At 47.6% G+C, this 13,122-nt stretch carries 14 protein-coding genes (1 of these 14 cut by a window edge); 8 read left to right on the top strand and 6 right to left on the bottom strand.

The annotated features are described in order from the left end of the window. The first annotated feature begins 27 nt into the window (after positions 1-27). Entirely contained in the window at positions 28-1,464 is a 1,437-nt protein-coding gene (locus FO446_RS20110; protein WP_232773853.1) for a serine hydrolase domain-containing protein, read from the top strand. A 73-nt stretch (positions 1,465-1,537) separates the two neighbouring features. Here the strand turns inward: FO446_RS20110 and FO446_RS20105 are convergent, their stop codons facing one another. Then, entirely contained in the window at positions 1,538-2,857 is a 1,320-nt protein-coding gene (locus tag FO446_RS20105) for an MFS transporter (protein WP_330873223.1), read from the bottom strand. Next, on the bottom strand, positions 2,829-3,563 hold the full coding sequence (locus FO446_RS20100; RefSeq protein WP_237898921.1) for a transcriptional regulator: 735 nt from the start codon (positions 3,561-3,563) through the stop codon (positions 2,829-2,831). The genes FO446_RS20105 and FO446_RS20100 overlap by 29 nt, the downstream gene beginning before the upstream one ends. A 157-nt stretch (positions 3,564-3,720) precedes the next feature. On the opposite strand from FO446_RS20100, the gene FO446_RS20095 reads away from it, so the two are divergent. Both FO446_RS20095 and FO446_RS20090 read left to right on the top strand, forming a co-directional pair. Continuing rightward, positions 3,721-4,938 (top strand): MFS transporter, encoded by a 1,218-nt coding sequence (locus FO446_RS20095; protein ID WP_173612356.1) that lies wholly within the window; start codon positions 3,721-3,723, stop codon positions 4,936-4,938. A gap of 139 nt (positions 4,939-5,077) precedes the next feature. Next, positions 5,078-6,334 (top strand): MFS transporter, encoded by a 1,257-nt coding sequence (locus FO446_RS20090; RefSeq protein WP_232773856.1) that lies wholly within the window; start codon positions 5,078-5,080, stop codon positions 6,332-6,334. Here FO446_RS20090 and FO446_RS20085 read toward each other — a convergent pair. Further along, positions 6,311-7,090: an SDR family NAD(P)-dependent oxidoreductase gene (locus FO446_RS20085; RefSeq protein WP_237898920.1), complete on the bottom strand. Its 780-nt coding sequence runs from the start codon at positions 7,088-7,090 to the stop codon at positions 6,311-6,313. The two genes, FO446_RS20090 and FO446_RS20085, sit on opposite strands and share 24 nt — an antisense overlap. A gap of 100 nt (positions 7,091-7,190) precedes the next feature. Here FO446_RS20085 and FO446_RS20080 point away from each other — a divergent pair, with 100 nt between their 5' ends. Beyond that, positions 7,191-7,415, top strand: a complete 225-nt coding sequence (locus FO446_RS20080; RefSeq protein ID WP_173612353.1) for a DUF1540 domain-containing protein — start codon at positions 7,191-7,193, stop codon at positions 7,413-7,415. 61 nt (positions 7,416-7,476) lie between these two features. Here FO446_RS20080 and FO446_RS20075 read toward each other — a convergent pair whose 3' ends face one another. Then, entirely contained in the window at positions 7,477-8,067 is a 591-nt protein-coding gene (locus FO446_RS20075) for a 5' nucleotidase, NT5C type (RefSeq protein WP_173612352.1), read from the bottom strand. Positions 8,068-8,164: 97 nt separating this feature from the next. Here FO446_RS20075 and FO446_RS20070 point away from each other — a divergent pair, with 97 nt between their 5' ends. Continuing rightward, the gene (locus FO446_RS20070; RefSeq protein ID WP_173612351.1) at positions 8,165-8,746 is read left to right on the top strand and encodes a DUF1700 domain-containing protein; all 582 of its coding nucleotides are present in this window, start codon (positions 8,165-8,167) and stop codon (positions 8,744-8,746) included. Positions 8,747-8,813: 67 nt separating this feature from the next. Here the strand turns inward: FO446_RS20070 and FO446_RS20065 are convergent, their stop codons facing one another. Then, entirely contained in the window at positions 8,814-9,344 is a 531-nt protein-coding gene (locus tag FO446_RS20065) for a DUF84 family protein (RefSeq protein ID WP_173612350.1), read from the bottom strand. A 143-nt stretch (positions 9,345-9,487) separates the two neighbouring features. Between FO446_RS20065 and dapF the strand changes: the two genes are divergently transcribed. Beyond that, positions 9,488-10,348 carry a diaminopimelate epimerase gene (gene dapF, locus FO446_RS20060; RefSeq protein WP_237898915.1) on the top strand — a complete coding sequence of 287 codons (861 nt, stop codon included), beginning with the start codon at positions 9,488-9,490 and terminating at the stop codon, positions 10,346-10,348. Between the two features lie 114 nt (positions 10,349-10,462). Here the strand turns inward: dapF and FO446_RS20055 are convergent, their stop codons facing one another. Next, a complete protein-coding gene (locus FO446_RS20055; RefSeq protein ID WP_162837761.1) occupies positions 10,463-10,609 on the bottom strand; it encodes a hypothetical protein in 147 nt (48 codons plus the stop codon). Between the two features lie 276 nt (positions 10,610-10,885). Between FO446_RS20055 and FO446_RS20050 the strand changes: the two genes are divergently transcribed. Together FO446_RS20050 and thiI are read left to right on the top strand one after the other, a co-directional pair. Further along, positions 10,886-12,055: a cysteine desulfurase family protein gene (locus FO446_RS20050; protein ID WP_237898908.1), complete on the top strand. Its 1,170-nt coding sequence runs from the start codon at positions 10,886-10,888 to the stop codon at positions 12,053-12,055. 25 nt (positions 12,056-12,080) lie between these two features. Continuing rightward, a protein-coding gene (gene thiI, locus FO446_RS20045; protein WP_173612347.1) for a tRNA uracil 4-sulfurtransferase ThiI crosses the window boundary here: on the top strand, positions 12,081-13,122 show its 5' portion. 158 nt of this gene lie beyond the right edge of the window; only the first 1,042 of its 1,200 coding nucleotides appear in the window; its start codon is at positions 12,081-12,083; the stop codon falls past the right edge of the window.

Genomic DNA, 13,122 nt, shown 5'->3' with positions numbered 1-13,122 from the left:
AGCTTAATGAAAAAGGGGAGAAGGAACATGGCGGATTGGGTACAGTCGTTTGAGGAATACGCGCAAAAGCTGCTTGCAGAGGCAAAAGTAACAGGAACAGCAGTCGGATTGGCAGAGCAAGGAGAGCTGAGGTATTTCCATGGCTTCGGTCTGGCAGACAACACAGAAGACGCAAGAGCATTAACCGCTGATACGGTGTTTGGCATCGGTTCTGTGACCAAGTCCTTTACATGTGTAGCCATCATGCAGCTTCAGGACGCAGGAAAGTTATCCGTTCATGATCCGGTCATCAAGTATCTCCCTGAGCTCCGTACACCCAATGAAGCTTATACCCGGGAGATCACGATTCATCATTTGATGACACATACCGCAGGTTTTCCTCCTTTGGATACATTAGCGGGTGCAATGAAAAGAAGCATTGTAGAGGGAGGGGATGACCTGTCCTCTAGCTCCGGTCTTGCTTTTGATCTCGATAAAGTGGAAGAGATCAATACAAAGGAAGAATTCATGACCTATATCGGCAAGCTGAATTACGAGTTTCTAGGTGCGCCTGGAACGGAATTTAGCTACTCCAACGACAGTTACGCCATGCTCGGACTGATTATTGAACGAGTAAGCGGAATATCTTACGAGCAGTTTGTGCATGACCATATTTTGGAGCCTGCCGGGATGAAGAACAGTGCTTTTCTCGTCGAAGATTTGCCAGAGGAAGCAGAGGTGGCTACGCTATTCACCCGAAAAAGCCCAAAGGATGGCGGTGAGGTATACCGTTCCCCTTCCTGGTGGGATTCACCATCGATGCGGGCCGCTGGCTTTCTGAAATCGACCATTCACGATCTATTGCGCTATACGGAAATTTTTAGAACGGGTGGAATGGTGGGCGAGAATCGCTTGCTCTCACCTGAGAGTGTGCAGGCCATGACGGCGCCTCATTTCTCGATTTCGCCGTTTCAAGCATACGGCTATGGATTGTTTGTAGCCAATTGCCATGATGGAACACTCATTGAGCATGGTGGAGCGATCAAGGGAGTTGCGGCACAAATTTTTGTTTTACCGGAGCGGGGCCTGACAGGAGCCGTACTGATGAACACAGATGGCGGGCCAATGGCCGATTTGATGCATGGCATTTTAAACGCAACTAATGGACACTCTCCGAATACAGTGCCGTTCCAATATCCGGATTATGAAATTTCTGTAGATGCACTCGCTGCATTTACAGGGGAGTACCATTCGTCCGAAGGGGCGACTGTATCGGTAGAAATCGAAGAGAACGAGCTGGTAGCCAAGAGTAATGGAACGAATATTCCACTTCGTTCAGTGGGAGAAGACAGCTTCGTCATGAAGCGGGGAGAAACGGATGCGTTTATCCGCTTCGTCCGAGATGAGGCAGGAGTAGTTACGCGGATGGGCTTTGGCGCTCGTCAGCTAATAAAGGTCTTTGCCGAAAAAGAACAAACTGTATAATAAAGCAAAACGCGTACCTGCAAGAGCTCATGCTTGCGTGGTGCGCGTTCTTTCTATTTATATAGGAGAGGCGTTACGATGAAAGGGTGGCAGAAAGTTGCTGCTCCTCTACCATAGGTCGTTTCCAGTTCGGATGCTGCTCCATTTGGCGAAACGAGCGGAAAAAGAACAGGCCAAGGCTGATACTTGCAAATATGATACCGCCAAAGAACAATAGAAGCCCCGGTGTTGCGATGTTTTTGGCGAGAAGAAAGGAGCACAGTGCATAGCTGACAGGCCCGAAGCCGACGGACATCAGGGAAAGCAATGACATGACACGACCGAGCATGTTGGCAGGGACGATACTTTGAATGTAGGTGATGAACGGAATATTCGTCATACTGAGTGCCATTCCGATGAGAAAATGAGAGACAAGTCCATAGGAAAGCTTCTCAATGAAAAAATACGAGCTGATGCTGACTCCCATGCATCCGAGAATGATAGGGAGTAACATGAATTTTTCACGGAATCCTTTAAACAATGCAGTCAAAATACCGCCGACAATCATGCCCACTCCAAGTGAGGTACTAAGTGAGCTAAAAGCACTCCCGTCCCATCCGAGGTTATTCACATGAATGGGAATGATCATGTTAACTGGGCCAGAGAACATCATATTGGTGAAAAGTGATGTTGTTAAAATAAGAGCGAGGATCGGGATTGAATACGTATAACGAATTCCTCCCACGATATCTTTGAAATAGGAGCTTGCTCTTGGTTCTGTTGTAGACTCTGAAATCGTGTCTTTGATGTATGAGTGTGAATGGAGAGAGAGAATAAAGAGTGTTCCTACGAAGAAGGTGCATGCCAAGATCATAAACATGATCGGATAACGAACGGTTCCAATTAATAAGGCAGTAACTACGGGTCCGGCAACCAAGCTAATCTGATGGCATAGTTCCATTAAGCTGTTAGCTGGCGCAAGTTGTTCTCGAGAGACTAGAGAGGGCAGAATCGAGCTGCGTGCTGGCCAAAAAAATGCATCGACTGTTCCGAATAAAGCTGCCAAGACGTACAGGCTCACCGGGAACCAGGCGCCATTTCCTTGAAGCATAAGCAAACTGAAGCAGGCTAAAATAATTCCCCTAACCAAAAGGGAGGAAAACATAATCCATTTTCGATTCAAACGATCAGCAGCCACCCCGCCTGCCAGCATAAAGAGAAGACGGGGGATGGACAGACAAATCAAAGTCGTGCCGAGGATTGCCCCTGAGCCCAGGGCATTCACAATATACCAGTTGAGCAGGATGAAGAAAGCTCCGTCAGCCATTGCCGAAAAGAAAGTGCCCCACCATAATCGGACAAACGATCCATTTTTCCAAAGGGAATTATTTGTTGCCAGCGTGCTCATCTCCATTCTCCTCCTTCTTTTTCTTCACCACAATCTTGCCAGTGATATGCTTGAATTCAGATGGTTGGTGCTCATAGTTATCAGGTAAGGAATCGTCTTCTGCGACGTAGTAGCGTTCATTCGTCATGAACCCGACCGTGACCATGTAAAAGTTTTCAACCGTATCCTCCTCTTCTCCAGCAGCAATCCTCTCCAAGTAACGATCTTCCATTTCCGATAGCTCCTCAAGTAAAGCCTTATATTTATTGAGCCAAGCAAATATTTCTTTCCGAGGTGCTTTTACTTCGGAGTTAACTGCAATTGCAGGAGGACGATCCTCTTGATCCGAAAAGAGCATAAATGATTCGTCTGGTGCGTTATACAGGCGATTCATACTGGAGCGCAGGTGATTAAGCATCGTTTCCTGCAACAGGATACTGTCTTCGCGCAGGGAGGGCAGCAAATCATCACTTACTTTGAAGTCGTAAGCAACAGCCCGATAAAACTTTTGCACGATCCCGTTCTTTTCTTCCGTACGCACGACTTCAACGAAGCCGTGGCTTTCTAATTCCTTTAGGTGATAATGCACTTTAGAGGGAGAAAGGGAGAGAAGGGTAGCGAGCTGCTTGCCTGTGTATTCCTCCTTGACCAGCATCGTGATGATCTGTAGGCGCAAGGAATCGCTGACAGCTTTTAATTGATCCAAAGTTTCCACAACTATGTATCGTTTCAAGTTGATCAACCTCTTTCGCTGAACGTGGATATTTTTTTAGACGTTCAGTTTTATTTGAACGTATTGTAACAACAAAACGATCCGTTTCGCAAGAATGAATTGCGCCTATTTTTCGACAAATGCTACAATATTAAAAACGGTGAGAGGATGCATTCCTGTGGCGATCTTACAACATCCCGTCTTTCGCCGTTTGTATACGGCCCACATTGTACACATCATCGGAAATGAATTTACATTTATTGCGGTCGTTGGACTATTACATGATTTAAGTGGATCGGGTCTTTCCTTTGCGGCAGGTACTGTGTTTCGCATGATCCCCTATGTATTTGCCAGCTTTTTCGCAGGGACACTTGTGGAGAATTGGGATAAACGGAGGGTCATGATTGTCGTCAATCTGCTTCGGGGCATACTCGTCAGTTTGTTTTTCTTCATCACTTCTGCGACCTACTTATGGGTGGCTTTTTTGTTATTGATCCTGGTTAATATTTGCAGTGCTTTTTTCCAACCAGCCATGCAAGTAGCGATCGTACAATCCGTGGAGGAAAAGGACAGACTGGCTGCCAATTCCCTTTTACAGGGGACGACTTCGTTTCTCATTATTGTTTGTCAGGGTATGGCAGCAGTTCTGGTTTACTTGTTCTCCTATCGTTACAACTTTTTGCTCGATGCCGCCTGTTATTTGTTGTCGCTGTTCGTCTTGCTGCCGCTCCCGCATATCGCCAATTCTGTTGATTCGAAAGCGGTTGTACCTTTTATGGAAAGGCTAAATGAGGGCTTCCGCTATATCGGCAAACATCGGGAAATTGCCAGTGTCATCGGTTATCAGATGGCGGAACGGGTGTGTGGCGCCTATTACATTATGCTGATGTACTATGTTCTTACGGAGCGGGGAGAGGGCTTGTATGTATTCGGACTCTTGGATATTCCGTTGGGACTCGGAGGTGTGATCGCTGGGATTGCTGTGAACAAGCTGTCTGATAGTCTGAGTGAAAAAGCAACATGGCGTGTCCAAGGATGGGCACTCGTAGCGATGGGATGCTCAATTATCGCCGTGTTTCATGCAAAACCACTACTTGGACTGGCGATCGCCATCCTGTTTGCATCAACGGCTCAGTTTAGCTCATCGATATTGTCTGTGACAAAGCTACAACGACTCTCTGATCCTGCTTATTTGGCTCGCGTTTTTTCCATTCGGGAAATGGCGACCATGGGGAGCTTTTCTGCGAGCTGCTTGATTCTCGGATTCAGTGCGGAGCAGGTCGGCAGTGCTGCTGTCTCCGTGTGGCTTGGCTTCTTTGGGGTAGCAGCAGGACTTCTGTGGCTTTGGAGCCGTCGTAAGTTGCAAAAAGATCGCAGACGTTCAGTGATGACATAGGAGAGGTTCCTCTGCTGATTTGGAGCAGAGGTTCTTTTATATACAAAATAAGACTTTTTAATTTAATAAATATAATTGTTGAAAAAGTATTAATCTAAATATACAATGAATGGAAAATAGAGAAAAAGGAAGATGCAGCATGAAGGAATTATGGCGGCAGCGTTCATTTCGCTGGTATTGGGTGGGGATGTTCTTATCTAGTCTGGGGGATCAGTTTGGCTGGATGGGATTGACGTGGTTTGTCATGAATAAAACAGGCTCACCTGCTGCAATGGGTGGGGTCGTTCTTGCGTATATGCTCCCTGCTGTTTTTGCTGGTTTAGTAGCGGGAGTTTTGCTGGATCGATTTGATCGACGCAAGCTCATCATGATGGACAATGTGGCGCGAGGGCTTATTTTTATAGCGTTGGTCGCATTATTGCAGGTCGATCAGGTTCCACTATTTGTGATATACATACTAATTGTGATTGCAGGAATCCTTTCTCCGTTGAGCACAGCTGGGGCACAGACTTTATTGCCGAGAATCGTCTCGGACAAAAATCAATTGGTCAAAGCGAATGGCGTGATGGAAACGCAATGGCAAATTGTTTATATGTTTGGACCGGCACTCGCGGGTGTTTTAATCGGGTTGATTGGGGAAGCTTATGTTCTGTTGATTGATGCGGCCAGCTTTTTCGTATGTGCATTCTGCTTCTCCCGGCTGCCGCGTGACCTTACGAAAAGTGCGAATCCGACAGCGATTGCAAAAGGTCAAATGGGAGTGTTCTTGCGTTCTCTCTTGAGTGACATGCGAACAGGGTATCGCTACATATTTGGACGCAAGCAATTGATCATTCTTGTTTTCTTTACGTTTTTGTTTAACATGTCGTATGGCCCCATTGAAATTGCACTACCCCTGTATGCGAATCAGGATTTGGCAGGAGGGTCTGTTGCGTTAGGGATGCTGTGGTCTTCTTTGGCAGTTGGGGCTTTACTAGGCTCACTCTTTTTTTCGACGGTTACATGGAAACTTCCGTTGGGGTCGACGCTGGCAGGAATTATTGTGGCGTGGGGATTGACCACATTGCCAATCGCTTTGTTCTCGAGGCTGGAGATCGCAATGGCTTCGATAGCTGTGGCGGGCTTTTGCTTTGCTCCCTATAACATCATGTACAGAAGCTATCTGCAAAAGCAGGTGCCCGATGCTCTCTTGGGGAGGGTATTAACCAGCGTTCGCACAATTACGGGGACAGGGATGCCGGCGGGAGCGGCTGTCTCCGGCTTCCTCATACCTTTTCTGGGCGTTCAAGGGATCATTGGAGCCGGAGCAGCCGTATGTATCATTTTCGGTCTCCTTGCATTCGGGGCATTGAAAAACTTGGAGGATTCCTCTTCACTTCCTGTTGAGGAGCGGTGAGACGAGGTGTTTTAGCCACTGAGGCATTAAGAAGTAGATGCGGGAGAGCGCATGAAGACGAAATGGCATGGCAACCTCCGGACGCTTTGCTTCCGCCGCTCGATAAATAGCCTTTGCCGTTTGTTCCGGTGTCAGCAAATACCGATTCACTTTGCTACGATAGCTGCCCGTTTTGTCTGCCTTATCTAAAAAGGGTGTGTCGATCGGCCCTGGCATCGCACACGTTACAGCGATACCACTGCCTTGCAGCTCGTGGCGCAATCCTTCACTAAAGCGGATGACGGCTGCTTTGCTTGCTGCATATACTGCAGCTTTGGCTGTTGCGACTTGTCCAGCGAGGGAGGCAACCGTAATAATATGACCTTGCTTTTGTTGGAGCATCATCGGCAAAAAGGCACGGGTCGTGTAAAGAACACCGGAAATATTTGTTCGCAGTGTTTCTTCCAGCTCCTCTACGCGCATTTCGATCAGTGGTTCAAAGACGGCCATCCCGGCATTGTTGTAAAGAAAATCGCAACGTTCGAAGCGGATGTGCACCCATGCAGCGAACTGCCGAATGTCATCGTTGCTGCTGACGTCTAACGGGTAATGATGGAGACGATCAGGATAAACTTTTTGTAACGAAACGAGTTCCTGGGTAATCGTTTTCCGGCTTGTGGCAATGACACAGTCTCCTTTTTCCAAATGAAGTCGTGTCAAAGCTAGACCAAGGCCACCAGAAGCTCCGGTGATGACGACAATACGGGCAGTCGACATGTCATTCTCTTCTTTCCTTGTAGAGTTTGTTTCCATTGTAAATGGCAAAGTATAAGCCCCTAAGTTGATGTGAAGGCTAGCCTCTAGGGGGTGAATGCACATGCCAGCAGTAAAATGTTCTGTTGCAAACTGTGAGTACTGGGCGAAGGGCAATCTTTGCAGCGCCGAAGAAATCATGGTGGAGATTGACGCACACGCAACTGTTAACTTGAAAGAAGAGTTTGCAGGTGAGTATGGTCAAAATACGCAGCATAAGGATCAGGCTTCCACTTCGTCTGAGACCTGTTGTCTGACGTTTAAGCCGAGGACATCCGAAAAGAAATAACGCGGCTTCGGCGCAAAAAGGACGTATCCCTTAATGGTGATACGTCTTTTTGCTATTCAACCTATACGCTTGTCTTAGCCGGAAAAAGCTCGTTGACTTTTTGGGCAACTTCTTCCCAAGAAGTGACTCGATGGACGAGCGGAGGTAGGGAAGCTTGGTTATACGGAGTGTCAAACAAGAACACCGGAATTTGCAGTGCTTCTGACAATTGCAAAGCGTTCTCCAGACGATCCTCCAAAAAGAGATCCACACCCCACTTGCGTGCAGCTGACAGCTTGTCGTGGCTCCCAATCAAATCCACTTCATGATGAGGGATATTGTAGCGAGCAAACCATTGTAAGGTCACATCGCGGTGACGATCCTCACGAGCACTTATATATACCAGCTTGTGGGAGGAAAACCAATCGCGCAAAACCTGATCGGCAATTCCATGAACAGGCGCACCATCATAAAGGCGCTCCCCATTTTGATCCAGCCACATTTCAAACTCTGCGTCCGTGATTTGATACACGTTGGCTAAATTGTACTCTACACAATCTTCATATCGTAAATCTCTTCCAAAGCTCTCATTCATCAACGGAACAATACTGCTAGGTGATGTGACTGTACCGTCAATATCAATGCCAATGGTTAGGATTTTGTCTGGTTTCATTCTCTCGCCTCCCGTTTAAATTGTACAACGTAGGCAGACAATAAGGCTACTTCCTTCACTTAATTAATCCTTTACCAAAAAAGGGGCTGAGCATGCTATGTTGGATCGACATGAACGTAATGATGCGAAGCGGAAGGAAGACACCGGTTTTTCCGAGACGGTTGATCAGCACGACAGGGAGTTTGCAGCGAATACTTGGACACAGGCCGTCTTTGACGAAGAGGAAAATCGGTCTAGGCGCAGGGTTCACTACGACCCCCACTCTTTGACAGAGCGCTATACAGGCGAGCTGGATGAGGAGAGAAAGGACTTTTCGGAGCGCTTGGATGGCGTTGTTTTGACAAAAGAAGACCGTTCACCGGTTGCCAAAGTCAGAGATGACGACATCGAGGCGGCGGCAGAAATCGCCGAGCCGTTTCCGACCAGTCGTGCTGCCAGTGAGATCGACACAGACGAGGATAACCGGGAAAAAGGGGCCAGCGGTATCGGGATGACTGGCTTGGGCTTATCGATCCTGTCCCTGTTTCTCATGCCGTACTTGGTGGCTCCAATTGGTATGGTGCTTGGCTATCTGGCGTATCGACGCAACTCGAAGACGCTGGGAGTTTGGGCGATGATCATAGGTGCTGTTGCCATTTTGGGCGCATTAGTCATCTACCCGTATTATACGGCTCGCTAAAAGCATCAAACCGCAAACCCTCTCCAGTTCGTTCAAAGCCGGAGAGGGTTTTTATGCTGCGCTACTGCTATTTGTACAAAGAGGAAACAAAAGGCGTAATGGCTGCGATCACGGCGTCACAAAACACATCGGAACGACGTACGCGATTATCCGTTAAAAGGGAATAGGCGCCGCCACGATGATTACTGCCAACGGTTTTCCCCCATTCATCAATGATGGTACTGAGCTCAATTTGCTCCTGCTGGATTCGGTGAACGGCTTGATTCGGGATAGGAAAAGCCAACCCCTTACCAATAAATAGCTCACTTCCATTCCAGGCTGCGCAGATGGAAATCAAATACCACTGCTTTGTAAAACGCTCATCGTACATAAGTCCGCCTTCCAAGCCTAGCCCAATGTCTGCTTCAGGGGTTTGACTACGTGCAGCTTTTGCTCGATTGATCGCTCCTGTAATCGTCTCTTCTTCACTCATCGGCTGAGCCGATACGCCCGAGGGGACGGATATGCAGAAAGGCTCCGTTCCGGTTGCTTTTTGCACAGCGAGACGCTTAGCTTCATTTTTCGTTCCGAGTGCATAGCGGAAAATATGGTAATCCAACGGCTTGTTCCACCTCTTTCCATCATCGATGCTAGTGGTAGTATACCACCTTTTGATTCGACCGCGATTCTCTAGGTTGTGTTAAGATAATAGGCATAGATAAGAGTCAGACCCAGCATACGAAAGAGAAAGAGGAGTGGACGATGAAATTTACAAAGCTGCATGGCTTGGGGAATGATTACGTTTACGTCAACTGTTTTGAGGAAGACTTGTCGCGTGTAGATTTACCCGAATTGGCTAGAAGGGTGAGTGATCGGAATTTTGGGATTGGGGGCGATGGACTGATCCTCATTATGCCATCGGAGCGAGCTGATTTTCGCATGCGGGTCTTTAACAATGATGGCAGCGAAGCAAAAAACTGCGGAAACGGCTTGCGCTGTGTAAGCAAGTACGTATACGATCACGGTTTGACGGAACAAACAACGTTTACCGTGGAGACGTTGGGAGGGACCGTCACTCCTGTCGTATCGCTAGGAGCAGATGGTAAGGTCGATCAAGTAACGATCGATATGGGGGAGCCTCATTTTGAGCGAGCAGCAATTCCGATGACTGGCATTCCTGAGGAGCAAGTGCGAGAAGAGGTAATCGAGGTCGGTGGAACGGCGTTTACGATGACGGCTGTTTCGATGGGCAATCCCCATGCCATCCTTTTCGTGGATGAAGTGAAGGAAGAAGATGTTCGTCACTACGGACCATTGATCGAGTATCACGAATGGTTTCCAGAGCGAACCAACGTCGAATTTATCCAAATATTGAATCACGAGGAAATTCTTTTCCGTGTATGGGAGAGGGGATCAGGTGTAACGCTTGCCTGTGGGACGGGAGCTTGCGCTGCTGCAGTAGCTGCCCACTTGAGCGGGAAGACAGGTAGAAAGGTCACTGTCCACCTGGCAGGAGGCGATCTCTTTATTGAATGGAAGGAAGCGGATAACCGCGTCTATATGACGGGCCCGGCAACTGAAGTTTTTTCTGGTGCGTATTTGGGGGAGATCCCTTTAAAATAACAGCAAATCCAAAACCGTTCCGTCGCAACCGACAGGAGCGGTTTTTTTACAAAAAATAGCGTGGTCACGGCCAATCCTACATGCCGTCACCACGCTATCGAATTCGAATAAGTGTCACGCGTTGTACACCTCATTTAGGTATGCGACTTCCGTGCGGTCGTATTGAGGGGTATTCTTGTTCATCTTCGTAAGTTCTGCTTGTAGTCTTTTCAATTCGGCTTCCATCTTCTTGATTTCTTCTTGCATAGCTTGTGCTGTCATGGTGGTTCTCTCCTTGTTGTTGTTTTTTATCTAAATTTATTGACTATTCTAACGAAAGGCCAAAACAATGTAAATAGCCTATATCTGGATGTAAGCGCTTTATCCGTGAATAGTCTGTGAACGGTTGTTCAGATTGTCTGATTTGGTCTTTTGAGAGCAAGGCACTCTGGGAAAAATAAGGCCGGGAAGTGTAATACTTTGTATGTTCTTTACGAAAAGTCATGTTATGATGAAGCGTAGTATTCGGGCCTTTTGCCCTTAGGAAGGTGTGTACTGGTGATTTACTTGGACAACAGTGCGACTACCCGGCCTCATCCTCAAGTGATTGAAACCGTTAGACGCGCGATGGAAAGCTACTATGGAAACCCGTCTTCTTTGCATCAAAAAGGCGTAGAGGCGGAAAATGTACTGAAGCAGGCGCGAAAGGTTGCCGCTCAGTACTTAGGCTGTAAAGAAAGTGAAGTTATTTTTACTTCAGGTGGTACGGAGAGCAATAATACGGCGATCAAGGGCGTAGCCTTTCAATATCAAAACAGAGGGAAACATATTATTACGACGCAGGTAGAGCATCCGGCTGTTTATGATGTTTGCAAGCAGTTGGAAGGTCTGGGATTTGCTGTGACGTATTTGCCGGTAGATCGTGAAGGTCGCGTGTCGGTAGAAGCTGTTCAAAAGGCAATGCGTCCGGATACGATTCTCGTTTCGGTCATGCATGTGAACAACGAGTTGGGAACCATTCAACCGATCTTGGAAATCGGACAATGGTTGAAGCAATTCCCGAAAGTCCTGTTTCACGTCGATGCTGTCCAAGGAATTGGGAAAGTTCCTTTGCGCATCAAGGATTCAGGGATTGATCTGTTGAGTGTCTCTGCGCACAAGTTTTACGGTCCTAGAGGAGTCGGCATTTTGTATAAACGAGAAGGCTTGATCATTCACCCATTGATGATGGGTGGCGGTCAAGAAGGTGGTGTTCGCTCAGGAACGGAAAACCTCCCGGCCATCGCCGGTATGGCAAAAGCAATCCGGATTTTAGAAGAACTGGGTAGCGTCGAAATGATCAGGCTGCAAAAATTGAATCAACAGCTTCGTGAAGGGATTGCAACGATTGAAGGTTGCATTGTGAATACCCCGGAAGCGAATACGGCTCCCCATATTATGAATTTGTCAGTACCAGGAGTAAAAGCGGAAGTCCTGTTGCATGCTTTGGAGGAAAAAGGCTTTCTGATATCCACCAAGTCGGCGTGCTCATCCAAAGTCAATGAGCCGAGCAGAGTTCTGACTGCGATTGGCATCGAGCGGGATTGCGCGCTGTCGTCTCTGAGGATTAGTCTGGGCCGAGAAAATACAGCGGAGGACATTCAGCAGTTTTTGAAGGCACTAGAGGAATGCGTCAGTGTGCTTCGTACTTATATCAAACAACAACCTGCCCCCGCTCATAGAAAATAGTGTGGACAACTAAAAGGAGATAAACATGAACTACGATGTTATTTTAATTCGTTATGGTGAGTTGGCGCTTAAAGGGAAAAACCGGGATCAATTCGAAGAAGCCCTTGTAAAGAGTGTGAGAAACGTACTGCGCTCGTTTTTTAAAGTAAAAGTTCGACGCAATTACGGCCGGATGTATGTGGAGCTGCATGGCGAGGACGCCTATGCGGTTATGGAGCGTTTGAAGCGCGTTTTTGGTATTTCTTCCTTTAGTCCGACGATCCAGGTAGATCCTGATATTGAAACAATCAAGGAAAAAGCACTGGAGATGGTCCGTCAATTAAATCCACAGCCGCGTACGTTCCGCGTGGTTTCCCGCCGGGCTGATAAACGCTATCCGATTCCTTCTATGGAAGTCAATCGAATGGTAGCAACGCATATCCTGCGCGCACTGCCAGCTATCAGTGTAGACTTGCATGAGCCGGACACCATCGTGAATGTAGAAATTCGCACAGAGGGTACTTACCTTAGCTGTGAAACCATCCAGGGACCTGGTGGCTTGCCAGTTGGGGTGAGCGGAAAAGTACTGCTGCTTCTATCTGGGGGTATCGACAGTCCCGTAGCAGGTTGGATGATGCTGAAGCGTGGTGTGACGCTTGAAGCGATCCACTTCCACAGCTATCCGTTTACGAGCGAGCGCGCTTTGCAAAAAGTACGTGATTTGGCTCATAAGCTGACGAAATGGGGAGGAACTGTTCGTCTCCACGTCGTACCGTTTACCGAGATTCAGACCGCCATTCGTGAAAAATGTCCAGAAGACTATTTGATCACCATCATGCGTCGCTTCATGATGCGCATTTCGGAGCGTGTTGCGGAAAATACCAATGCCAAGGCACTCGCAACAGGAGAAAGCCTCGGTCAAGTCGCATCGCAAACTTTGGAAAGCATGGACACGATCAACAAGGTGATTTCAATTCCAATCCTGCGACCGCTCGTCGCCATGGACAAGGTAGACATCGTGGATATTTCTCGCCAAATCGATACGTACGAGCTTTCGATTTTGCCGTATGAAGACTGCTGCACAGTGT

It is taken from the genome of Brevibacillus brevis, assembly GCF_022026395.1.
Lineage (GTDB): Bacteria > Bacillota > Bacilli > Brevibacillales > Brevibacillaceae > Brevibacillus.
This window is presented reverse-complemented; position numbering and strand designations above follow the sequence as displayed.